The 22,784-nt window shown below is 59.8% G+C and carries 18 protein-coding genes; 8 read left to right on the top strand and 10 right to left on the bottom strand.

The window, feature by feature from the left end; translation table 11 throughout:
* Positions 1-125: 125 nt before the first annotated feature.
* Entirely contained in the window at positions 126-1,751 is a 1,626-nt protein-coding gene (locus tag ACQR3R_RS15070; protein ID WP_428273086.1) for a glucan biosynthesis protein, read from the bottom strand.
* A gap of 346 nt (positions 1,752-2,097) precedes the next feature.
* Here ACQR3R_RS15070 and ACQR3R_RS15065 point away from each other — a divergent pair, with 346 nt between their 5' ends.
* Complete coding sequence (locus tag ACQR3R_RS15065; protein ID WP_428273085.1) at positions 2,098-2,283, top strand: hypothetical protein; 186 nt, start codon at positions 2,098-2,100, stop codon at positions 2,281-2,283.
* A gap of 45 nt (positions 2,284-2,328) precedes the next feature.
* On the opposite strand, the gene ACQR3R_RS15060 is transcribed toward ACQR3R_RS15065, so the two are convergent.
* The 9 genes from ACQR3R_RS15060 to ACQR3R_RS15020 all read right to left on the bottom strand — a co-directional run bounded on the left by ACQR3R_RS15060 (position 2,329) and on the right by ACQR3R_RS15020 (position 14,303).
* Positions 2,329-4,191: an NAD(P)-binding protein gene (locus tag ACQR3R_RS15060; protein ID WP_428273084.1), complete on the bottom strand. Its 1,863-nt coding sequence runs from the start codon at positions 4,189-4,191 to the stop codon at positions 2,329-2,331.
* A gap of 61 nt (positions 4,192-4,252) precedes the next feature.
* Complete coding sequence (locus ACQR3R_RS15055) at positions 4,253-5,737, bottom strand: amino acid permease (RefSeq protein WP_428273083.1); 1,485 nt, start codon at positions 5,735-5,737, stop codon at positions 4,253-4,255.
* Positions 5,738-6,017: 280 nt separating this feature from the next.
* Entirely contained in the window at positions 6,018-7,442 is a 1,425-nt protein-coding gene (locus ACQR3R_RS15050; protein WP_428273082.1) for an aminobutyraldehyde dehydrogenase, read from the bottom strand.
* 167 nt (positions 7,443-7,609) lie between these two features.
* Positions 7,610-8,437, bottom strand: coding sequence for an ABC transporter permease subunit (locus tag ACQR3R_RS15045; RefSeq protein WP_428273081.1), 828 nt, complete (start codon positions 8,435-8,437; stop codon positions 7,610-7,612).
* A complete protein-coding gene (locus ACQR3R_RS15040) occupies positions 8,427-9,365 on the bottom strand; it encodes an ABC transporter permease subunit (RefSeq protein ID WP_428273080.1) in 939 nt (312 codons plus the stop codon). Before ACQR3R_RS15040 ends, ACQR3R_RS15045 begins: the two co-directional genes overlap by 11 nt.
* A gap of 10 nt (positions 9,366-9,375) precedes the next feature.
* The gene (locus ACQR3R_RS15035; RefSeq protein ID WP_428273079.1) at positions 9,376-10,413 is read right to left on the bottom strand and encodes an ATP-binding cassette domain-containing protein; all 1,038 of its coding nucleotides are present in this window, start codon (positions 10,411-10,413) and stop codon (positions 9,376-9,378) included.
* A 153-nt stretch (positions 10,414-10,566) separates the two neighbouring features.
* A complete protein-coding gene (gene ydcS, locus ACQR3R_RS15030) occupies positions 10,567-11,718 on the bottom strand; it encodes a putative ABC transporter substrate-binding protein YdcS (protein ID WP_428273078.1) in 1,152 nt (383 codons plus the stop codon).
* 82 nt (positions 11,719-11,800) lie between these two features.
* Positions 11,801-13,258, bottom strand: a complete 1,458-nt coding sequence (locus tag ACQR3R_RS15025; RefSeq protein ID WP_428273077.1) for an aminobutyraldehyde dehydrogenase — start codon at positions 13,256-13,258, stop codon at positions 11,801-11,803.
* Positions 13,259-13,388: 130 nt separating this feature from the next.
* Positions 13,389-14,303, bottom strand: a complete 915-nt coding sequence (locus tag ACQR3R_RS15020) for a LysR substrate-binding domain-containing protein (protein ID WP_428273076.1) — start codon at positions 14,301-14,303, stop codon at positions 13,389-13,391.
* Positions 14,304-14,498: 195 nt separating this feature from the next.
* Between ACQR3R_RS15020 and ACQR3R_RS15015 the strand changes: the two genes are divergently transcribed.
* The 7 genes from ACQR3R_RS15015 to ACQR3R_RS14985 all read left to right on the top strand — a co-directional run bounded on the left by ACQR3R_RS15015 (position 14,499) and on the right by ACQR3R_RS14985 (position 22,764).
* Positions 14,499-15,221 carry a DUF533 domain-containing protein gene (locus ACQR3R_RS15015; protein WP_428273075.1) on the top strand — a complete coding sequence of 241 codons (723 nt, stop codon included), beginning with the start codon at positions 14,499-14,501 and terminating at the stop codon, positions 15,219-15,221.
* A 135-nt stretch (positions 15,222-15,356) separates the two neighbouring features.
* A complete protein-coding gene (locus tag ACQR3R_RS15010) occupies positions 15,357-16,979 on the top strand; it encodes a methyl-accepting chemotaxis protein (RefSeq protein WP_428273074.1) in 1,623 nt (540 codons plus the stop codon).
* A complete protein-coding gene (locus tag ACQR3R_RS15005; RefSeq protein WP_428273073.1) occupies positions 16,979-17,515 on the top strand; it encodes a chemotaxis protein CheW in 537 nt (178 codons plus the stop codon). The genes ACQR3R_RS15010 and ACQR3R_RS15005 overlap by 1 nt, the downstream gene beginning before the upstream one ends.
* On the top strand, positions 17,512-18,783 hold the full coding sequence (locus ACQR3R_RS15000) for a CheR family methyltransferase (protein WP_428273072.1): 1,272 nt from the start codon (positions 17,512-17,514) through the stop codon (positions 18,781-18,783). The genes ACQR3R_RS15005 and ACQR3R_RS15000 overlap by 4 nt, the downstream gene beginning before the upstream one ends.
* Positions 18,780-19,463: a chemotaxis protein CheW gene (locus ACQR3R_RS14995; RefSeq protein WP_428273071.1), complete on the top strand. Its 684-nt coding sequence runs from the start codon at positions 18,780-18,782 to the stop codon at positions 19,461-19,463. Before ACQR3R_RS15000 ends, ACQR3R_RS14995 begins: the two co-directional genes overlap by 4 nt.
* Positions 19,460-21,757: a response regulator gene (locus ACQR3R_RS14990; RefSeq protein ID WP_428273070.1), complete on the top strand. Its 2,298-nt coding sequence runs from the start codon at positions 19,460-19,462 to the stop codon at positions 21,755-21,757. Before ACQR3R_RS14995 ends, ACQR3R_RS14990 begins: the two co-directional genes overlap by 4 nt.
* Positions 21,754-22,764, top strand: a complete 1,011-nt coding sequence (locus tag ACQR3R_RS14985; RefSeq protein WP_428273069.1) for a chemotaxis-specific protein-glutamate methyltransferase CheB — start codon at positions 21,754-21,756, stop codon at positions 22,762-22,764. Before ACQR3R_RS14990 ends, ACQR3R_RS14985 begins: the two co-directional genes overlap by 4 nt.
* Positions 22,765-22,784: the final 20 nt, after the last annotated feature.

The raw sequence follows: 22,784 nt of genomic DNA, 5'->3' as shown, positions 1-22,784 counted from the left end.
TAAAAAGCCCCGGTCGGAGTGACCGGGGCTTTTGCGTTTTTGTTACAAGGATCTTTGTTGTCTGTAAGGCCATCTTCGCGATCCGACTAGCTCGCGAAGGGGCCCTCTCAGCCGCCAACTTCCTGTCAGGTGTACTTGCGCTTATCCGGTGCCGGCGGGAAGTACTGATACAACCACGTTTCACTCAACGTGCGGTCATGGGTGCGAATGAACAACCGCAGCTCCACCGGCGCGACGCTGTCATTGGTCGGGTACCAGTCGAAGGTGATCCGGTAACCCTTGATGTCATCCAGCACCAGCACGTTGAAGTCCTTGACCTCGCCATTGGAGCACGTGACCACCGGCTCGATGCCTGCGCCTTCCGGCAAACGGTCCAGGCCGCCACCGGTGAAGTCCACCGCAAACCGGCGCGCCCAGACTTGCGGGTAGTGTTCACCCGGCGCCCAGCCTTCAGTGAAGCCGCCCATGCCCGAGCGAGTCGCATTGACCCGCGCCAGCGGCGTGCTGACAGGAGGCAACGCGCTCCAGTAAAGCTTGTAGCCGTAGTTCAAGGAGTCGCCGGCAGCGACTGGTTTTTTCGGGGTCCAGAACGCGACGATGTTATCCAGGGTTTCGCCGGTTGTAGGAATTTCCAGCAGGTCAATCGAGCCTTCGCCCCACGCGGTCGTAGGTTCTACCCACAGGCTTGGACGCTTGCTGTACCAATCGACCGTGTCTTGATAACTGGCGAACTCATGATCGGTTTGTACCAGGCCAAAACCTTTCGGGTCGGTGTCGGCGAAGGCATTGAATTGAAGAGTGGCCGGGTTGTTCAGCGGACGGCAGATCCACTCGCCATTGCCACGCCACATCGCCAGTCGATCAGAGTCGTGGATTTGCGGGTGAATGGTGTCGCACATCCGGCGTTCATGGGTGCCGCAACTGAACATGCTGGTCATCGGCGCGATGCCCAATTGTTCGATGGTCGTGCGGGCATTGATGTGGGCATCGATGGCCATGACCACCTGGCTGGCCTGGCAGTCGATGTCAAAACGATAAGCGCCGGTCGCGCTCGGCGAGTCCAGCAGGGCGTAGACCACGAAACGGGTGCTGTCCTTGTCCGGCGTCTCGAACCAGAACTTGGTGAAGTCCGGGAATTCTTCGCGTTTCTTGGCGTACGTGTCTATCGCCAACCCGCGTGCCGACAGGCCGTACTGGCCCGTCGCATCGACTGCGCGGAAATAGCTGGCGCCGAGGAACGACAATACGTCGTGCTTATCCAGTTCGGGTGCCTTGAACAGCTTGAACCCGGAAAACCCCAGGTCGCCGGTCAGCTGTTTGGTGTCGACCGTGGTTTTTTCATAGTTGAACAGCGACGGACGGAAATGCACCTCGCGTGCCTGGCGGGTTTTCGGGTCGACGCTGTACATGCGCACCGGCTGTTTGAAGCCCATGCCGACGTGGAAGAATTGCACGTCCAATTGGCCGTTCAACTCGTTCCACAACGAATGATTGCCATCGTACTGGATCGCATTGAAGTTTTGCGGGGTCATGGTCGCCAGCGTCGGCGGCAGCACTTGTTTGGTGTCTTGGTAACGATTGCCAGCGAGTTGTTTGGCCTGGATCTTCAGCGCTTCAAAGTCGAACGCCTGAGCCTCGCCATCCGCCGCGCCGTTACCGGCCCACGCCCGCGCAGCCAGCAGGCCTGAGGCCGAAAGACCGGTGTAAGCCGCAATGGCCATGGATGCTTTGAGCAAATTCCTGCGGTGCATAAATACAACCTGTCGTGAACAATCCCGCGCCTTTCCTGGCACGTGCTGGATCAGAAATATCGGTTCGGACATGCCTTCGGCCAAACGCAACGGACTTTAAACAGATGCCAAATAGCTTAAACCGTTCGGTTGCAGAGAAAAAATGATTGCTGGCATAGCGACAATTCGGCAATGAAACAAAACGTGTCGGTTAACTTTTCTGACAGTGGTTTCTGAATTTGAGGGCAATTCGGGAGTATTTGACTAATTACTCTAAAAACCGCTTCACAGTGCACGGATTGTTTCTATCCTGTGTGCATGACCGAGCGGATTTTGCCGTTTTCTGCCTTATAGAAGGACATCGACCATGACCAAGATGCGAGGTATCAGCGAATTGTTGGGAATATTTCCCTGCTGGGTCACGGGGCGTCGACAACGTCGTCTCAACACGGAGGAATTAACGTTGGTAGAGCGCTATCGCGAGTTGTCTGAGAGTGATCGGATTGCGATGCGCTATCTGGTGGATGCGATGCGCAGCGTGTCGAGATTCTAAAACGTCAGACAAAATGCCCGCCTGTTCGGCGGGCATTGTGCTCAATCAGCTGACTTCCCCTACGGCCCTGTATGCCTCGTCAATTGCAGCATGCGCGTAGGCACTCCACGCCGCGTCCGAGTTGGCGATGCTCACCCGACCTACTGGCTTGCGCGCCAGGTTCATCAGCTTCTCGCTGTCGTCAGCATCGTCGTACAAGCTGTTGGAAAAGTACGCGTAGCCGTGTGACCAGCGGTTCACCGTGATCGCCAGGATGTCGGTTTCATGGTTGAAGCCACCCGCCCCCAGCATGCGTTGCAACTGATCGCGCAGTTGCGCCTCAAGCTGTTCGAACGATTGCCCATACAAACGGCCACGGCCGGCGCGCGCCTGATCGCGGGCATTCATGCCGCTATTGGGGCTGGTCGGCACGTAAACCATGTGCAGGCCAATCGGTTGTTTCGGGTCGGCAGGATGGTCGTAGCCGCCCATGCTCACCGGGTAGTCGAGTTTGATACGGCTGTAAGGCTGAGTCGCCGCGTAGATTTCGTGAACGCCCAATTTCTGGAATGACTCCCAGTTGCGGATCACCACTTTGGTGTACACCAGCGGGAATTTCACGTTCTGGCTCAGGGCGTGAGACTGCTCGGCAGAGAGGTCGCGCAGCAAGTACGGGATGATCATGTTGTAGCACGCCATGATGCAGTGCTTGCCACGCACCTGGCTGAGCTGACCGCCACGGCTGTAACCCACGTTCACGCCGCTGCCAACATTGCGCACGCTGACTGCGGTGCTATTGAGGCGGATGCGTACCGGTGTTTTCGGTTGATCCAGTTTGGCGTAATCGAACGAGGCCAGAACGATATCGTCCATGGTGTGCCCTGGCGCCACGGATGGAATCAGGCTGCGCACCAGTAAACGGGCCAGCGAAGCGTTACCGTCGGGGAAGTGGTAGATGTAGGGCTCTTCCATTTCTGCCTTGGCTTCTTCGCCGATCGGCTCCAGATTCATCGCGCTGAAGCCCGGGAAACCCACCGAATAGGCGTCGGACGCCGCCACGGCGTCAATGCTCAGGGCCATGAAATCGTTGGTGCGGCTCTGGAAGTACTTCACCGCTTGTGCCGACAATCCTACGTCTTTGAGCAGGAAATCCTGATAACTGGTGGCTTCCAGGTGTGCGGTTTTCTCTTCGGTGGTCTTGCCGGCCAGGTAATCCTTGGGCGACATGTGCAGGGCGATCAGCGCTTGGCGATCGGCTTCCGGCAGGGGGAAGTCATTGATGAAATCCGGGATGGAGCGAGCGTGCAGTTGGTCTGGGGCGATGTCGTCGGCCACCATCGGCGTTGGGTCGCCGCTGACCAGTTTGTCTTCGCCGAAGTTTTCCTTGTCGAAGAACACCGCTCGCGACAGGCCCAGGTTCGGGTAGAACTGGCGGTCGAAGGCGGTTTCGAAGCGCTTGGTGTCGACGCCGAGCTTCTTCAGCAAGCCGTTCACAGTTTTGCTGTAGAGGTGGTTCGGCGATTGGAAGGCTTCGCTGCCACCATAGCCGAGGATCATGCGGCCCCCGGCAGAGAATTCGTTTCGCTTGGCGTGACCGCCGAAGTCGTCGTGGTTTTCCAGAATCAGGATGCGTGCTTTCGGATGTTTCTCACGGTAAAACCAGGCTGCCGACAAACCGCTGAGGCCGCCTCCTACCACCACCAGGTCATATTCCTCATTGATCGGCAACTTGTCGGTGTCGAAGACTTTTTTTTCCCAGCCCATCTGGTGGGCAATCTCAAACGAGCCGACATGGCTGCCGCGCATGCCGGTCAGGGCGGGCGGGTAGTATTTGCCGTCGGGGGCGGCTTGAAGAAGTTGCAGCGGGGTCATGCCGGCGGCAATGGTGACAGCGACGCCGTTGAGAAAGTCGCGGCGGGTGATATCCATGATAAATCCTTGTTTGTTTTTTTGAGTCCCGGCGCGCTCATCGGCGCCGGGACGATTGCCGTTACCGGCTGACTTTCCAGGCATCGCCCGCAGGTGCGGTGCCATGGTCGTACGGTTTGGCGAGCCACATGTAGAGCAACCCGAGGCCGATGACGATGGCAGTGCTCAGCACCATGGCGTAGTTGATGTACCACGCGGCATCCGGGGTGCGTGGCCAGGCCATGTTGATGATCGCGCCGACGCCATACACCAGCGCGCCGATGTTGACGGCCCAACCCCAAGCGCCGAGGGTGAATTTGCCGCTCGGTTTCCAGCCTTTCATGCGTGCATACAACGCGGCGAGCACGATCATCTGGAACGCCAGGTAGATGCCGATGGCGGCGAAGCTGACGATGGTTGCCACCGCGTCTTGCAGGAAAAATCCCAGGGCGATGATCACCGCCGGCAGGACACCCGACACGAACAGTGCAGCAACCGGTACTTGGGTTGTAGGAGAAATCTTCTTCAGCAACTTGCTGCCGATGACCATTTCGTCCCGAGCGTAGGAGTACAGCAGACGACTCGCCGCTGCTTGCAGGCTGATGACGCAGGAGATGAACGAAATCATCACCACGCCCATCACCACTTTCGAACCAATCGGGCCAAACGCGTTGTTGAGAATGGTGGTGACCGGGTCTTTATCGGTGCCGTTGATCACCGCTTGCATATCCGGCACAGCAAGAATCAGCGCCAGGCAGGCAAACATCGCCGAGATGCCGCCGATGTAGATCGTCATGCGCATGGCAATCGGGATTTGTTTGCTCGGGTTCGGGGTTTCTTCGGCCACATCGCCGCAGGCCTCGAAGCCGTAGTACAGGAACATCCCCGCCAGCGAGGCGGTGAGGAACGCAGGCAAATATGAGCCATCGACGCGGATATCGAACGTGTTGAACAACACGCTGATCGGCTGATGCCGTTCGAATACCAGCAGGTAGACACCGACGATGACGGCGCCGATCAGCTCACAGAGGAAGCCGAACATGGCGATGCGCGCCAGCACTTTGGTGCCGCTGAGGTTGACCAGTGTGGCAAACAGCGTCAGCACCAACGCGATAACGATATTGGTATTGTTGCTCGGTTCAAAACCCATCATCGCGGCGAGGTACGGACCGGCGCCGACAGCGACGGCGGCGATGGTCACGCACAGGGCAATGGAGTAGATCCAGCCGACCATCCACGCCCATTTTTTGCCCACCAAACGGCGAGCCCACGGGTAGACGCCACCGGAGATCGGGAATTGCGAGACCACTTCGCCGAAGATCAGGCAGACCAGTAATTGGCCGCAACCTACCAGCAGGTAAGCCCAGAACATCGGTGGGCCGCCCGCGGCGAGACACAGGCCAAACAGGGTATAAACCCCTACGACCGGTGAGAGGTAAGTGAAGCCCAGTGCGAAGTTTTCCCACAGGCTCATGCTGCGGTTGAAGTTGGAGGTGTAGCCCAGCTTGCGTAACTGCTCGGCGTCGCTATCGGCAACGGCTGCAGAGAGGTCGGGTGATGTACTCATAATGTGTCAGCTCCGGAAAATCGGCAGATTTCGGATGTCCAAACCCCTGGCAGGGCGATGACGGCGCTGCCCGGGTCGGTGGTTATTGTTTTGACTTCTTTGGTGTGGAGCCTGGTGGTACGTAATGCCGGTTTCTGCCTTGAAACCGAGGTGACGCTATCGCCAGCAGGCTGGCTCCCACAGGGTTTGTGGTTTGGTTGTTGAGGCCGTGGTGTGGCCATCGCCGGCTCCCACAGGGGAACGCATTCCAAACTGTGGGAGCCAGCCTGCTGGCGATGCTTTAGTGCTTGAACATCACATGCCGCACGGTGGTGTAATCCTCTAGGCCGTACATGGACATGTCCTTGCCATAACCGGACAGTTTCTGGCCGCCGTGCGGCATTTCGCTGACCAGCATGAAGTGCGTATTGACCCACGTGCAGCCGTACTGCAGGCGTGCGGCGAGGCGATGGGCGCGACCGATGTCGGTGGTCCACACCGACGACGCCAGGCCGTAGTCCGAGTCGTTGGCCCAGCCCAGCACCTGCGCTTCATCGCTGAATTTGGTGACCGAAACCACCGGCCCGAACACTTCGCGACGCACGATTTCGTCGTCCTGCTGTGCATCGGCCAGCACGGTCGGCTCGAAGAAGAAGCCATTGCCTTCCACCGATTTGCCGCCGGTGATCAAGCGGATGTGCGATTGCGCCACGGCGCGCTCGACGAACCCGGCGACACGGTCGCGGTGCTGCGCGGTGATCAGCGGGCCGAGTTCGGTCGCCGGGTCATCCTGCAGGCCGTGCTTGATGCTGCTGACAGCGGCGCCGAGTTTCTCGACGAACTTGTCGTAGATGCCTTCCTGCGCATAGATGCGGCACGCGGCCGTGCAATCCTGGCCCGCGTTGTAGAAACCGAAGGTACGAATGCCTTCTACGGCGGCGTCGATGTCGGCGTCATTGAAGATGATCACCGGGGCTTTGCCGCCCAACTCCATGTGCATGCGTTTGACGCTGTCGGCGGTGCTGGAAATGATGTTGGCGCCGGTCGCAATCGAACCGGTCAGCGACACCATGCGCACTTTCGGGTGCGTGACCAGCGGGCTGCCAACGGTAGGACCACGGCCGAACACCAGGTTAAGCACGCCGGCCGGGAAGATGTCCGACGCCAGTTGCGCCAGGCGCAATGCGGTCAGCGGGGTTTGTTCCGACGGCTTGAGCACCACGGTATTACCGGCCGCCAGCGCCGGGGCGATTTTCCAGGCCACCATCATCAACGGGTAATTCCACGGTGCGATGGAGGCGATGACGCCGACCGGGTCACGGCGGATCATCGAGGTGTGGCCGGCCATGTATTCGCCACCGGCCGAGCCGTTCATGCAACGGCTGGCGCCGGCGAAGAACCGGAACACATCGGCAATCGCCGGAATCTCGTCGTTCAGCGCGGCGCTGTAGGGTTTGCCGCAGTTGTCGGATTCCAGTTTGGCCAGTTCCTCGCCATGCGCTTCGATGGCGTCAGCCAGTTTGAGCAGCAGCAGCGAACGTTCCTTGGGTGGCGTCTGCGACCAACCCTCGAACGCCGCATCGGCGGCGCGTACGGCGGCATCGACCTGGGCTTCGCTGGCCTCTTTGATTTCGACCAGAACACGGCCCAGCGACGGGTTGAACACCGGTTGGGCGGGGCCTTCGCCGTCAATCAGATGGCCGTTGATCAGTAACTTGGTTTGCATGACGTGTCCTCATCAAAACTGTTGTTTTTGTCGCTTTGGAATTCGGTCCCCTGTGGGAGCGGGCTTGCTCGCGAAAGCGGTGTGTCAGGCACTATCAATGTTGGATGTGACGGCCTCTTCGCGAGCAAACCCGTTCCCACAGGGAATAGTCTTTGTCAGTGACTGATCTATTTCCCGCCGCTGCCCGCCACGCTTTCGCCGCCACGGGTCAGGTAATACGCGCCGAGAATCGGCAGCATGGTCACCATCATCACCAGCATCGCGACGACGTTGGTCACCGGCACGTCTCGAGGGCGGCTTAGCTGATTGAGCAACCACAGCGGCAAGGTGCGTTCATGGCCGGCGGTGAACGTGGTCACGATGATTTCGTCGAAAGACAATGCAAACGCGAGCATGCCGCCCGCCAGCAACGCCGAACCAAGACTCGGCAGGACGATGTAGCGGAAGGTTTGCCAGCCGTCGGCGCCGAGGTCCATCGACGCCTCGATCAGGCTGTGCGAAGTACGGCGCAGACGAGCGATCACGTTGTTGTAGACGATCACCACGCAGAAGGTCGCGTGGCCAACGATGATGGTGAACATCCCCGGCTCAATGCCCAGCGTCTTGAAGGTCGCCAGCAGCGCGATACCGGTGATGATTCCCGGCAAGGCAATGGGCAGGATCAGCATCAGCGAAATACCTTGCTTGCCGAAGAAATCCCGACGGTACAACGCGGCGGAGGCGAGCGTGCCGAGCACCATCGCAATCAGCGTCGCAATGGCCGCGATTTGCGCCGACAGCTTGATCGCTTCCAGTACGTCGGGGCGCGAAAACGCCACGCTGAACCAGTGCAAGGTGAAGCCTTTGGGTGGAAAGCTGAACGCTGCTTCTTCGGTGTTGAACGCATACAGGAAGATGATCAGGATCGGGAAGTGCAGAAACACCAATCCGCCCCATGCGGCGATTTTCAGGCCCAGGGACGCTTGATCGCCCTGTTTTACAGGTTTAGAGCGCATCGAAGGCCCCCAGTCGTTTGACGATGGACAGGTAAACGGCGATCAACACAATCGGCACCAGCGTGAAGGCTGCGGCCATCGGCATGTTGCCAATTGCGCCTTGCTGGGCGTAGACCATGCTGCCAACGAAGTAGCCCGGCGGGCCGACCAGTTGCGGCACGATGAAGTCACCGAGCGTCAGGGAGAACGTGAAGATCGAACCGGCGGCGATGCCCGGAATCGACAGCGGCAATATCACCTGCATAAAAGTCTGGCGCGGTTTAGCGCCGAGGTCCGCAGAGGCCTGCAGCAAGGAGGGCGGCAGACGTTCCAGCGAGGCCTGGATCGGCAGGATCATGAACGGCAGCCAGATGTAGACGAACACCATGAAGCGGCCCAGGTGCGAGGTCGACAAGGTGCTGCCGCCGACGCCGGGAATGCCGAGCACGAATTGCAGTGCCGGCTCCAGTCCCAAATGTTGAACGAACCACTGCGCCACGCCGCCCTTGGCCAGCAGCAAGGTCCAGGCGTAGGCCTTGACGATGTAACTGGCCCACATCGGCATCATCACCGCGATGTAGAAAAACGCCTTGGTTTTGCCGGTGGTGTAGCGCGCCATGTAGTAGGCAATCGGGAAGGCGACGATGGCGCTGGCAATCGACACCACAATTGCCATGCTCAAAGTGCGCAGGATGATGTCGAAGTTCGAGGGCTGGAACAGTGCGGCAAAGTTCGCCAGGGTCAGGTCAGGCGTGACCGCCATGGTGAAGTCATCGAACGTGTAGAAGCCTTGCCACAGCAGCATCAGCAATGAGCCGAGGTAGATCGCGCCGAACCACAGCAGCGGCGGAACCAGCAGCAACGACAGGTAAAAGTTAGGTCGGCGGTAGAGCAGGTTAGAGAACCTGCGCAACGGCGAACTGCTGGCCGACGTTTGAGGGAGAGCCACGCTGTTCATCTCACACCCCGCTCGCAACGGTGTCGTGCAGCGCGATCATCGCCTCGCGCGCCCAGCGTGCGCTGACACGTTGCCCGGTCTGGTGACGGGCGCTGGTGTCCAGCCATTGATTGTTAGCCTGGCTGATGTTCAGGGTCTGGCCGTTTTCCAGTTTCACTTCATAGCGGGTGGCGCTGCCTTGATATTGAATGTCGTGCAGCAAACCGCTGACTTCAATTTCGTGGCTGCCCAGTGGGCCTTCGGCAAAACGCACGTGTTCCGGGCGAATCGAAAACGGCTGCGGGTTGCCGCTGAGTTGCTGCGCCAGGTCGCCACGAATCACGTTGGAGGTGCCGACGAATTCGGCGACGAAGGTGGTCGCCGGTTTCATGTACAGGTTGCGGGGCGTATCGACCTGTTCGATACGACCCTTGTTGAACACGGCCACGCGGTCGGACATCGACAGCGCTTCGGTCTGGTCGTGGGTCACGAAGATGAAGGTGATGCCGAGTTGGCGTTGCAACTTCTTCAGTTCGCTCTGCATTTGCTCGCGCAGCTTCAGGTCCAGCGCGCCCAGAGGTTCGTCCAGCAGCAATACCCGAGGGCGATTGACCAGCGCACGGGCCAGTGCCACACGCTGACGCTGGCCGCCAGACAATTGCACTGGTTTGCGGTCGCCGTAGCCGCCGAGGGCGACCATGTCGAGCGCTTCTTCGGCGCGTTTCTGGCGTTCTGCTTTGCCAACACCTTTTACTTTCAAACCGTAGGCGACGTTGTCGCGTACGTTCATGTGCGGGAACAGTGCGTAGTCCTGGAACACGGTGTTTACGTCGCGCTGATACGGCGGCAACCCGGCGGCTTCTTCACCGTGAATCCGGATGGAGCCTGCGCTCGGTTGTTCGAAACCGGCGATCAGGCGCAAACAGGTGGTTTTGCCCGACCCGGAAGGGCCCAGCATGGAGAAAAACTCGCCGTCCTGGATGTCGATGGAAACCCGGTCTACGGCTTTCACTTCGCCGAATAGACGGGAAACGTTGGTGAACTGGACTGCAAGTGTCATGGTGCGGTGCTCCAAAAAGGCAATGACCGTCGCTGCGGCCTTGCCTGGACTTCTGAAAAATCTGAATCAAGATCACGTCGATGTATCTGGAAGACTGTTTGTGGAGAGGGACTTATCCCTCTCCACAAAAGCGCCTTGGCCGGCAGCGGTGTGTTAACGACCGCCCATGATTGCGATGTAGTCCTGGGTCCAGCGGCTGTACGGCACGAATTTTCCGCCTTCAGCCTGCGGGGTTTTCCAGAAGGCGATCTTCTCGAACTGATCAAAACCGTTGGTTTTGCAGCCTTCAGCGCCGAGCAGTTCACTGCCGGTGCAGGCCGCCGGGACCGCTGGCAACGAGCCGAACCACGCTGCTACGTCACCCTGGACCTTGGGTTGCAGGGACCAGTCCATCCACTTGTAGGCACAGTTGGGGTGCTTGGCTTCGGCGTGCAACATGGTGGTGTCGGCCCAGCCTGTAGCGCCTTCTTCAGGAATGGTCGAGGCGATTGGTTGCTTCTCGTTCACCAGGCCGTTGACCTGATATGGCCAGGCGCTGGAGGCGACCACGCCTTCGTTCTTGAAGTCACTCATTTGCACAGTGGTGTCGTGCCAGTAACGGTGAATCAACGGCTGCTGGGCGCGTAACAGATCAAGCACGGCTTTGTACTGCGCTTCGGTCAGTTCATACGGGCTCTGAATGCCCAGATCGGGTTTGGTTTTTTTCAGGTACAACGCCGCGTCGGCAATGTAGATCGGACCGTCATACGCCTGCACGCGGCCCTTGTTCGGCTTGCCGTCCGGCAGGTCCTGCGCGTTGAACACCACGCTCCAACTGGTCGGCGCGGTCTTGAACACGTTGGTGTTGTACATCAACACGTTCGGGCCCCACTGGTAGGGCGTGCCGTAGGTTTGTTTGTTGACCACGTACCACGGCGCATCCTTGAGGCGCGGATCAATGCTTTTCCAGTTCGGGATCAGGTCAGTATTGATCGGCTGTACGCGTTTGCCGACGATCAACCGCAAGGACGCATCGCCCGACGCCGTGACCAGGTCGTAACCGCCCTTGGCCATCAGGCTGACCATCTCATCGGAGGTGGCGGCGGTCTTGACGTTCACTTTGCAGCCGGTTTCCTTTTCGAAACCGGTCACCCAGTCGTAAGCCTTGTCGCTTTCGCCACGTTCGATGTAGCCGGGCCAGGCCACGATATCGAGTTGCCCTTCGCCGGCACCGATGGCTTTGAGCGGTTCTGCGGCTTGAATGCTGGCGCTCGCCAACAATGCCGTAGTGATTGCACTGAGCAGTGCGGTCTTGTGCACGAACATGGGATTTCCCTCTTCTTTAATTATGGTCGGGGCAGTGTTGAACGTGGTGAAGCATGCCGTTGGCGGCTTGTTGTTAGCGTAGTCAGAGATGCTGGCCGTGGCGGGCCATAATGTGCCGCACCACGCTGTAGTCCTGTAGCGAATCGCTGGACAAATCCTTGCCATAACCCGAGCGTTTCAGCCCGCCATGCGGCATTTCGCTGACCAACATGAAATGGCTGTTGATCCAGGTGCAGCCGTACTGCAATCGGGCGGCAACCTGCATGGCTTTATCGAGGTTCTGGGTCCACACCGAGGAGGCCAGGCCGTATTCGGAGTCGTTGGCCCAATCCACCGCTTGTTCCAGTTCGTCGAAGCGGGTCACGGTGACGACCGGGCCGAACACTTCGCGCTGAACGATTTCATCGCTTTGCTTGCAGCCCGCCAGCAGCGTCGGCTGGTAGTAGAAGCCCGCGCCGGAATGCACCGCCGCACCCGTCACGCGCTCGATGTGTGGCTGGCCCAGGGCGCGCTCGACAAAACTGGCCACGCGGTCACGTTGGCGAGTGCTGATCAGCGGACCTATCTCGTTATCGGCGTCTCGTTTGCCGGCGAAACGCAGGCTGCTGACGGCCGCGCCGAGTTCTGCCACCAGTCGGTCATGAATGCCAGCCTGAGCATAAATGCGGCAAGCGGCGGTGCAGTCCTGGCCAGCGTTGTAGTAGCCATAACTGCGCACGCCATCGACCACGGCTTGAATGTCGGCATCGTTGCACACGATCACCGGCGCTTTGCCGCCGAGTTCGAGGTGCGTGCGCTTCAGGGTTTTTGCGGCGGCTTGAAGGATTTTCTGTCCGGTGACGATATCGCCGGTCAACGACACCATGCGCACTTTAGGGTGGCTGACCAAGTGGCTGCCGACGCCTTCGCCACCACCGCAGATGATGTTGATCACACCGCGCGGCAGGATTTCAGCCAGCGCCGGGGCCAAGGCCAGAATCGACAGCGGTGTGTGTTCGGAAGGCTTGAATACCAGGGTGTTGCCAGCGGCGAGGGCCGGCGCGATTTTCCACGCGGCCATCATGATCGGGTAGTTCCAGGGCGCAATCGACGCCACCACGCCAATCGGATCGCGCCGGACCATGCTGGTATAGCCCGGCAGGTATTCGCCGCTGAGCTGGCCTGTCTGGCAGCGCACGGCACCGGCGAAAAAGCGGAACACGTCGACTGTGGCGCTCAAGTCGTCCTGGCGTGCCAGGTGCAAAGGCTTGCCGCAGTTCAGGGATTCGAGGCGGGCGAGCAGGTCGGCGTTTTTTTCGATGGCGTTGGCGATGTCCAGCAACAGGTTCGAGCGTTGCTGCGGCGTGGTGCGCGACCAACTACCGAATGCGCGGTGGGCGGCGAGGATCGCGGCTTCAACTTGTTCAGTGCTGGCTTCGGCAATGTGCGTCAGCACCTCGCCAGTGGCCGGATTAATGATGGGTTCGACAAACCCCTGGCCCGCGACCAATTCGCCATCAATCAACAACGCGGTGAATAACGGAGTCTGCGCGCCAGCCATTTTACGGGGTCTCTTTTCTTGTGTGGCCATGGTGCTCCCAGTGACTGGGGCCCGGCCGTCTTATAGATGCAGCAAGACTAGTGCGCGGACCCGAGGTCGACAAATACTAAATACTGAAGGTGGCGTTCGATTAAATAGATGGCTTGCGCCCGCCGTGGGGTTGCTCACGTGCAACGGTCAAAAACGGGTCTACCAGGGCCGGACGAGCGGTGCCGCGACGCCAGGCGAGGCCCACGTCGAGGGTTTGGCTGAGGTCGGCGATCGGCCGCGCTTCGATGATGTCGCCCTCAAGCGACCACGGTCGATACGTCATGTCAGGCTGAATGGATACCCCAAGTCCCGCCGCCACCAGGCTTCGCACCGCTTCCGTCGAAGCGGTTTTAAGCGTGACGCGCGGCTGCAAACCGGCGCCACTCCACATGCGGTGAGCGTTACGGTCCATTTCGTCGACGTTCAGCTGGATCAGCGGTTCGCGCGCGACATCGGCAAGGTTGATGCTGTCGTGATCCAGCAATGGATGTTGCGCGGGCAACCACAGTCGATGGGGGGAGTGGGTCAATACTTCGGTTTGCAGCGCGTGGCGATCTTCGAGGTTGGAGAGAATCAATACCCCGACATCGATCTCCCCGCTGACCAGCAAATGCTCGATGTAGGGCCGTTCGTCTTCCATCACGCGGATTTCGACATTGGGGTACGCGCGCTGAAAGCGCGTGAGCAGATCAGCCAGGTAATAGCCGGCGACGAGGCTGGTCACGCCGATGATCAAATGGCCGGAAATCTGATCGGTGCTTTGTTGCAGGCTGCGCTTGGCGTTGTCCACCGTCGCCAGGATCAAGTGCGCCTGGCGCAGGAATTGATGCCCCTGATGGGTAAGCGTCATGCCTTTGGCATGTCGATTGAACAGGCTGACGCCGATTTCCTGCTCCAGTTGCTGGATGGCCAGGGTCAATGTCGACTGGGAAATGAACGCGGTTTGCGCGGCGGCAGAAATCGAACCAGTTTCGGCGACGGCAATGAAATGGCGGATCTGACGCAAGGTCATCATGGGAAATTACCCGGTGGGCGGTTTTTATCGATTTTGTTCAGTGTATATCTTTTTAATCGATGGCTCAGTTCAGCGGATTGCTTTTGGCAAGTAGCAGGCAACATCTGGAAGCACTCTCGCCGACAAGGTTTCGGCACTTCGCACTAGGCTGGTGGCCTTAATAGTCCGGTTGAACCCTTTTCTGGAGGCGAAAAAATGAACACGCGTGGATTGCTCGACCAGTTACTCAAGTCCGGTCAGGATCTGCTGCAGAACAAGGCTGGCGGCGCTCAAAGCAAATCTGCTGCTGGCGGGTTGGGTGGTTTGCTCGGCGGCAAGGGCGGTTCCGGTGGTCTGGGCAGCTTGCTGTCGGGCGCCGGTGGTGGCGCGTTGGCCGCAGGGGCGATGGGTTTGTTACTGGGTAATAAAAAGGCTCGCAACTTTGGCGGTAAAGCCCTTACTTACGGTGGGCTCGCGGCGCTGGGCGTCATTGCCTACAAGGCTTACGGCAATTGGCAGGCTCAGCAAGGCACTGCACCGAAAACCGAGCCACAAACCATCGACCGCTTGCCAGCGGCTCAGGTCGAGCAGCACAGCCAGGCGATTCTCACGGCTTTGGTGGCTGCGGCCAAAGCCGATGGCCACGTCGACGAGCGCGAGAAAGCATTGATCGAAGGTGAATTCACCAAACTCGATAACGACCGCGAACTGCAACAATGGCTGCACGCCGAACTCAACAAACCGCTCGACCCAACCGATGTGGCACGTGCGGCCAGTACCCCGGAAATGGCCGCCGAGATGTACATCGCCAGCGTGATGCTGGTGGACCAGGAAAACTTCATGGAGAAGTCCTACCTCGATGAACTGGCGCGCCAATTGAAGCTGGCGCCGGGTTTAAAGGCTGAACTCGAAAACCAGGTGCGCCAGGCTTCCCTGTAGGCGCCGCTCTACCTTCCTTAACGAGAACCCGGTGCATTCGCGCCGGGATTAAACGTTGTGTGAATCCGTCTTATAAATGAAACACTGCCCTCGGCTATACTCCCCAGCATTTGAAAATGCCCCCGAGGACTTACTGTGAAGAATTGGACGTTGCGCCAACGCATTTTGGCGAGCTTTGCGGTAATTATTACCATCATGCTGCTGATGGTCATCGTCTCGTATTCGCGCCTGTTGAAAATTGAAGCCAGTGAGGCCAGCGTCCGCGACGATGCGCTGCCGGGGGTTTACTACAGCTCGACGATTCGCGGCGCATGGGTCGACAGTTTTATCCAGACTCAGGAATTGCTGGGGCTGAAGGCAGGGCAGGGCATCAGCATCGAGGACGCCGCTGATTTCAAGGCGTTCGAAGCACGCCTGCAAGAGCAGATGAAGAACTACGTCGGCACCATCACCACGGATGAAGACAAGGTCGAGTACGCCGCTTTCGAAAAACTCCATGACGAGTACAACAGAATCCTGGCCTCCGTCCTCGACTTGCATAAGCGCAATCAAACGGCGGAGGCCGTCAAGATATTCAATGAGCAACTGACGCCCACCTGGACGGCCGGTCGTATGAAGCTCAACGATATTGTCCGTGAAAATAAAGCGGTGGCGGACGAGGACATAATCGCTATCGACAGTGCTGTGTTCTCGGCGAAGGTCGCTATGGGTATTTCCCTGCTGATCGCCCTATTGGCGGCTGGCCTCTGCGGCCTGTTGTTGATGCGGGCAATCATGGCGCCGATGAATCGTATCGTGCAGATTCTTGAAGTGATGCGCACCGGCGACCTCAGTGGCCGCCTCAACCTGGAGCGCAAGGACGAATTTGGCGCGGTAGAGACCGGTTTCAACGACATGATGACCGAGCTCACCGCGCTGGTGTCTCAGGCGCAGCGCTCGTCGGTGCAGGTCACCACCTCGGTGACCGAGATAGCGGCAACCTCCAAGCAGCAACAAGCCACCGCCACCGAAACCGCCGCCACCACCACCGAAATCGGCGCGACCTCCCGTGAAATCGCGGCCACCTCGCGTGACCTGGTGCGCACCATGACCGAAGTCTCTAGCGCCGCCGACCAGGCTTCAGTGCTGGCCGGTTCTGGTCAGCAAGGCCTGGCGCGCATGGAAGACACCATGCACTCGGTGATGGGCGCCGCCGACCTGGTGAACGCCAAATTGGCGATCCTCAATGAGAAGGCCGGCAATATCAATCAGGTGGTCGTTACCATCGTCAAAGTCGCCGACCAGACCAACCTGCTGTCGCTGAACGCCGCCATCGAAGCCGAGAAGGCCGGTGAATACGGCCGTGGCTTTGCCGTGGTTGCCACCGAAGTCCGACGCCTGGCCGACCAGACAGCGGTGGCCACTTATGACATCGAGCAAATGGTGCGTGAGATCCAGTCCGCGGTGTCGGCCGGGGTGATGGGCATGGACAAGTTCTCGGAAGAAGTGCGCCGTGGCATGTCCGAGGTGCAACAGGTGGGCGAGCAGTTGTCGCAGATTATTCACCAGGTTCAGGCGCTGGCGCCGCGCGTATTGATGGTAAACGAAGGCATGCTTGCGCAAGCCACTGGTGCCGAGCAGATCAACCACGCGCTGGTGCAGTTGGGCGATGCCAGCAGCCAGACTGTCGAGTCGCTGCGTCAGGCCAGTTTTGCCATCGACGAACTGAGCCAGGTGGCCGTAGGGCTGCGCAGCGGCGTTTCGCGATTCAAAGTCTGATGAACGAAATCGCGGCGAAACGCGGCGCTGCAATGCCAGGCAAACATGCGTTGTTCCTGGTATTTCGCATCGGTAACGAACGCTTTGCCTTGCAAGCCATCGAGGTGGCGCAAGTGCTGCCGCGTGTACCGTTGAAGCCCATTGCCATGGCGCCAGACTGGGTGGCCGGGGTGTTTGCCTATCGCGGCGCGGTGGTGCCGGTGATCGACCTCAGTGCGCTGACGTTTGGTGAACCGGCACAGGCCCGCACCAGCACGCGGCTGGTGTTGGTCAATTACCGTGCAACTCCGGACGCCGCGGTGCAATTGCTTGGGCTGATTCTTGAGCAGGCCACCGACATGTTGCGCTGCAACCCAGCGGACTTTCACCCTTACGGGCTGGCAAACCGCAAGGCGCCGTACCTGGGCCCGGTGCGCGAAGATGCTCAGGGTTTGCTGCAATGGGTGCACGTTGCCGACCTGCTGGACGAGCGCGTGCGCGCGTTGTTGTTTCCGTCGCCGCCACTGGATCCTGCGCTGCTTGAGGAGCGGCCATGAGCAGCGACCAGTGTTTTTTCGACTTCCTGAAAGATCGAATCGGTCTAGACGTGGCGTCCGTTGGGCCTGCGATTATCGAGCGTGCGGTGCGCCAGCGCACGACGGCGTCCAATGCGCTGAGTGCCGATGAGTATTGGCACATCCTGCAAGGTTCGCACGATGAACAACAGGCGCTGATTGAAGCGGTGATCGTTCCCGAAACCTGGTTTTTCCGGTACCCGGAATCCTTCGCGACACTGGCGAAACTGGCCGCCAAGCGCCTGGCTGACATCAACAACATGCGAGCCGTGCGGATTCTCAGCCTGCCGTGCTCCACGGGCGAAGAGCCTTACTCCATAGCCATGGCGCTGTTCGATGCCGGCCTCAAACCACACCAGTTCAAGGTCGAAGGCATGGATGTCAGCCCGCTGTCGGTGGAAAAAGCCAAGCGTGCGCTCTACGGCAAGAACTCGTTCCGGGGTCAGGATTTCGCTTTTCGGGACCGGCATTTCAGCCCGGAAAACGATGGTTACCGTCTCGACGCACGCGTGCTGGAGCAGGTACGTTTGCAGGTGGGCAATCTGCTAGATCCGGCGTTGCTGGCCGCAGAGCCACCCTATGATTTTGTGTTCTGTCGCAACCTGCTGATCTATTTTGATCAGCCGACCCAACAGCAGGTGTTCGAGGTGCTCAAGCGCCTGACCCATGTTGACGGCGTGTTGTTTATCGGGCCTGCCGAGGGCAGTTTGTTGGGGCGTTTTGGTATGCGTTCAATCGGTATCGCACAGTCGTTTGCTTTCAGCCGCCAGCACACGCCCGAACCCGAGCGCGTGCCTGCGTTTGTTCCTGCGCCGTTGCCCATTCGGCAACCGGTGCGCAGCGTGCCGGCAGCGCCTGTTCGCAGCCGACCTTTTACCCCTGTCACAACGCCTGCGGTAGTGGCCAAATCGGCCAATCCGGACGCCGCTGCGTTGTTGGCGAGCATCGCGGCATTGGCCAACGAGGGCAAAAGCGCCGAGGCTCGCGCTGCCTGCGAAACGTATCTGCGTGCTCATGAACCGGTGGCCCAGGTTTTTTATTGGCTGGGGCTGCTCAGCGATGTCGCCGGCAGCGTCCTGCAAGCACAGGGCTTTTATCGCAAGGCGTTGTACCTCGAACCGCAACATCCCGACGCGTTGATGCACTTGGCGGCTTTGCTGCAATCGCAAGGCGACAGCGTGGGCGCCAGACGATTACAGGATCGCGCCGCCCGCAACGAGCGCGCCACTGACAGTGAGCGGAAACGATGATCGCGGTCGACACGTTGAACGTCACGCATGAAGACGCCCAGGCCATTGACGACTGCTGGAACCGCATCGGCATCCACGGCGACAAGTCCTGTCCGCTGCTGGCGGAGCATATTCACTGCCGCAATTGCGCGGTGTACTCCGCCGCCGCTACACGCTTGCTCGACCGCTATGCCCTGCAAACGCAAGAGCGTGGGCCTGTGCGCGCGGTGGCAGACGACGAGGTTAAAACACGTTCGTTATTAATGTTCCGTCTCGGCGAAGAATGGCTGGCGCTGACCACGCGCAGCCTGGTTGAAGTGGCGCCGTTGCAGGCGATTCACTCGTTGCCGCATCAGCGGTCCCAGGCGTTGCTCGGGGTTGCGAATGTGCGCGGTGCGTTGGTGGCGTGCTTGTCATTGGTGGAGCTGCTGGGGCTCGACGGGGTCAGCAACGTGGCATCGGGTGCGCGGGTGATACCGCGCATGCTGATTATCGCGGCGCGAGGTGGGCCGGTGGTGGTGCCGGTGGACGAGGTTGACGGCATTCATGCCATCGACGAGCGCATTCTTGATGCTGCGTCGCGGTCTGGCACGCAGGCCAGCGGTAAATACACCCGTGGCGTGTTGCAATTCAAAGGTCGCAGCCTGCGTTGGCTGGATGAAGAACAGCTGTTGTCCGCCGTGACCCGGAGCCTCACATGACCCCCGAGCAAATGCGCGATGCCTCTTTGCTGGAACTGTTCAGCCTGGAAGCCGAAGCCCAGACCCAGGTTCTGAGCGCAGGTTTGCTGGCGCTGGAGCGCAACCCGACCCAGGCCGATCAACTGGAATCGTGCATGCGCGCCGCTCACTCGCTCAAAGGCGCGGCGCGGATTGTCGGGGTCGATGCCGGGGTCAGCGTGGCTCATGTCATGGAAGATTGCCTGGTGAGCGCCCAGGAAGCGCGCCTGTATTTGCGCCCGGAGCACATCGATGCGTTGCTGCAGGGCACCGATCTGCTGATGCGCATTGCGACGCCGACTCAAGCACCGGCGCCTGCTGATATTGAAGCCTATGTGGCCCTGATGGCGCGATTGCTGGACCCCTCGGCGGTGCCTGCTCCAGTGATCGCGCCGGTGATGGCCGAGCTCAAGCTTGAGGCGCCGACACCACAGCCAATACCTCAGTCGTCGCCCAGCGCAGATCCGGCCATCGCAGAAACGCTGGCCGCAGAACCTGCGCGCAACGTCAAGCGCACCACCGAAAACGGCGAGCGGGTACTGCGGGTCACGGCTGAGCGTTTGAACAGCCTGCTCGACCTGTCGAGCAAATCGCTGGTGGAAACCCTGCGGCTCAAGCCGCACTTGGCCACCATGCAACGTCTCAAACGCATGCAGAGCAATAGCCTGCGGGCGCTGGAAAACCTCAACGCGCATCTCAAGGAGCAGACCCTGAGCCTCGAAGCTCAGGAAGCGCTGGACGATGCGCGTCGCTTGCTGGGCGAGTCGCAGCACTTGCTGGCAGAGAAAAATTCCGAGCTGGACGAGTTTGCCTGGCAGGCCAGCCAGCGAGCGCAGGTGCTGTACGACACGGCGCTGGCCTGTCGCATGCGCCCGTTTGCCGATGTGTTGAGTGGGCAAACGCGTATGGTGCGCGACCTCGGGCGTACGCTTGGCAAACAGGTGCGGCTGGAAATCGAAGGCGAAAAAACCCAGGTCGATCGCGACGTACTGGAAAAACTCGAAGCGCCGCTGACGCACTTGCTGCGCAACGCCGTTGACCACGGTATTGAGTCCCCGGAGCAGCGCCTGTCAGCCGGTAAACCGGCAGAAGGCCTGATTCGCCTGCGGGCCTCACACCAGGCCGGTCTGCTGGTACTGGAACTGAGCGATGACGGCAATGGGGTCGACCTGGAGAAGGTCCGCCGCAGCATCGTTGAGCGGCAATTATCTCCCGTCGAAACCGCCGCCCAGTTGAGTGAAGAGGAACTGCTGACGTTCCTGTTCCTGCCAGGATTCAGCCTGCGCGACACCGTCACTGAAGTGTCCGGTCGCGGGGTTGGCCTGGATGCGGTGCAGCACATGGTCCGCCAGTTACGCGGTGCTGTGGTGTTGGAGCAAACGGCGGGCGAGGGCAGCCGTTTCCACCTGGAAGTGCCGCTGACCCTGTCCGTAGTGCGCAGCTTGGTGGTGGAGGTCGGTGATGAGGCCTATGCGTTTCCGCTGGCCCACATCGAACGCATGTGCGATCTGGAGCCTGCGGACATCATTCAGGTTGAAGGGCGGCAGCACTTCTGGCACGAAGGACGGCACGTTGGCCTGGTGGCGGCCAGTCAGTTATTGCAACGCCCGACCAGCCCGAATAGCCAGCAAACGTTAAAGGTTGTGGTCATCCGCGAGCGCGATGCCATCTACGGCGTGGCGGTCGAGCGCTTCATCGGTGAGCGCACACTGGTGGTCTTGCCGCTGGACGAGCGTCTGGGCAAGGTCCAGGACATTTCCGCCGGGGCGTTGCTCGACGATGGCTCTGTGGTGCTGATCGTCGATGTCGAAGACATGCTGCGTTCGGTGGATAAACTCCTTAACACCGGGCGCCTGGAGCGCATTGCGCGGCACGCTAACCAAGCGGTTGAAGCGGCCCGTAAACGAATTTTGGTAGTAGACGATTCGCTGACGGTGCGTGAGCTGCAACGCAAGCTGTTGCTCAACCGCGGGTACGATGTGGCCGTGGCGGTAGATGGCATGGATGGCTGGAACGCCTTGCGCTCGGAAGACTTCGACCTGCTGATCACCGACATTGATATGCCGCGCATGGACGGTATCGAACTGGTGTCGTTGTTGCGCCGGGACAGTCGCCTGCAATCGCTGCCGGTCATGGTGGTGTCCTATAAAGATCGAGAAGAAGATCGTCGTCGTGGACTGGACGCCGGAGCCGACTACTATTTAGCCAAAGCCAGTTTTCATGACGACGCCCTGCTTGATGCAGTGGTTGAGCTCATCGGAGGAGCACGGGCATGAAAATCGCAATCGTCAACGACATGCCCATGGCCGTGGAGGCCTTGCGCCGCGCCCTCGCATTTGAGCCGGCGCACCAGATCGTCTGGGTGGCCGGCAACGGCGCCGAGGCCGTGCAACGTTGCGCCGAAAACACCCCGGATTTGATCCTGATGGACCTGATCATGCCGATCATGGACGGTGTCGAGGCTACCCGGCGGATCATGGCCGAAACCCCCTGCGCGATTGTTATCGTCACCGTTGACCGCCAACAGAACGTGCACCGGGTGTTTGAAGCCATGGGGCACGGCGCGCTGGATGTGGTCGATACGCCGGCGCTGGGCGCCGGTAATGCACAGGAAGCAGCGGCGCCGTTGCTGCGCAAGATCATGAACATTGGCTGGCTGATCGGCGATAAGGGCAACCGGCTGCAGTCTGCTCCGAGCACGCTGCGCAGTGCGGCATCACGCCAGCGGCTGATCGCCATCGGTTCATCTGCCGGTGGGCCGGCGGCGCTCGAAATCCTGCTCAAGGGCATGCCGCGAGATTTCACCGCTGCCATCGTGCTGGTCCAGCATGTAGACCAGGTGTTCGCCGCCGGCATGGCTGAATGGCTGAGCAGTGCCAGCGGGCTGAACGTGCGTCTGGCTCAGGAAGGTGAGCGGCCGCAAAGTGGCACGGTGTTGCTGGCGGGCACTAACCATCACATTCGTTTGCTGAAAAACGGCACGCTGGCCTATACCGCTGAACCGGTCAACGAAATCTATCGGCCCTCCATCGATGTGTTTTTCGAGAGCGTGGCCAGCTACTGGAGTGGTGACGCCATTGGTGTTTTGCTCACCGGCATGGGGCGCGATGGCGCAGAGGGGCTTAAACTCATGCGCCAACAGGGTTACCTGACCATCGCTCAGGACCAGAACAGCAGTGCGGTTTACGGAATGCCCAAGGCAGCAGCCGCTATCGACGCTGCCTCGGAAATCCGCGCGCTGGACAAGATAGCGCCACGATTGCTGGAGGTTTTCCCCAAATGAATACGCTCATCAGCAATCCC

Source organism: Gordonia sp. IEGM753, from assembly GCF_050321825.1.
Classification (GTDB): Bacteria; Pseudomonadota; Gammaproteobacteria; order Pseudomonadales; family Pseudomonadaceae; genus Aquipseudomonas.
The sequence above is the reverse complement of the archived record's forward strand: the minus strand, read 5'-3'. Positions and strand labels throughout refer to the sequence as shown.

Coding starts and splice junctions, on each gene's coding strand:
- ACQR3R_RS15070 (WP_428273086.1), bottom strand. CDS start 1,751: ATGCACCGCAGGAATTTGCTCAAAGCATCCATGGCCATTGCGGCTTAC.
- ACQR3R_RS15065 (WP_428273085.1), top strand. CDS start 2,098: ATGACCAAGATGCGAGGTATCAGCGAATTGTTGGGAATATTTCCCTGC.
- ACQR3R_RS15060 (WP_428273084.1), bottom strand. CDS start 4,191: ATGGATATCACCCGCCGCGACTTTCTCAACGGCGTCGCTGTCACCATT.
- ACQR3R_RS15055 (WP_428273083.1), bottom strand. CDS start 5,737: ATGAGTACATCACCCGACCTCTCTGCAGCCGTTGCCGATAGCGACGCC.
- ACQR3R_RS15050 (WP_428273082.1), bottom strand. CDS start 7,442: ATGCAAACCAAGTTACTGATCAACGGCCATCTGATTGACGGCGAAGGC.
- ACQR3R_RS15045 (WP_428273081.1), bottom strand. CDS start 8,437: ATGCGCTCTAAACCTGTAAAACAGGGCGATCAAGCGTCCCTGGGCCTG.
- ACQR3R_RS15035 (WP_428273079.1), bottom strand. CDS start 10,413: ATGACACTTGCAGTCCAGTTCACCAACGTTTCCCGTCTATTCGGCGAA.
- ydcS (WP_428273078.1), bottom strand. CDS start 11,718: ATGTTCGTGCACAAGACCGCACTGCTCAGTGCAATCACTACGGCATTG.
- ACQR3R_RS15025 (WP_428273077.1), bottom strand. CDS start 13,258: ATGGCTGGCGCGCAGACTCCGTTATTCACCGCGTTGTTGATTGATGGC.
- ACQR3R_RS15020 (WP_428273076.1), bottom strand. CDS start 14,303: ATGATGACCTTGCGTCAGATCCGCCATTTCATTGCCGTCGCCGAAACT.
- ACQR3R_RS15015 (WP_428273075.1), top strand. CDS start 14,499: ATGAACACGCGTGGATTGCTCGACCAGTTACTCAAGTCCGGTCAGGAT.
- ACQR3R_RS15005 (WP_428273073.1), top strand. CDS start 16,979: ATGAACGAAATCGCGGCGAAACGCGGCGCTGCAATGCCAGGCAAACAT.
- ACQR3R_RS15000 (WP_428273072.1), top strand. CDS start 17,512: ATGAGCAGCGACCAGTGTTTTTTCGACTTCCTGAAAGATCGAATCGGT.
- ACQR3R_RS14995 (WP_428273071.1), top strand. CDS start 18,780: ATGATCGCGGTCGACACGTTGAACGTCACGCATGAAGACGCCCAGGCC.
- ACQR3R_RS14990 (WP_428273070.1), top strand. CDS start 19,460: ATGACCCCCGAGCAAATGCGCGATGCCTCTTTGCTGGAACTGTTCAGC.
- ACQR3R_RS14985 (WP_428273069.1), top strand. CDS start 21,754: ATGAAAATCGCAATCGTCAACGACATGCCCATGGCCGTGGAGGCCTTG.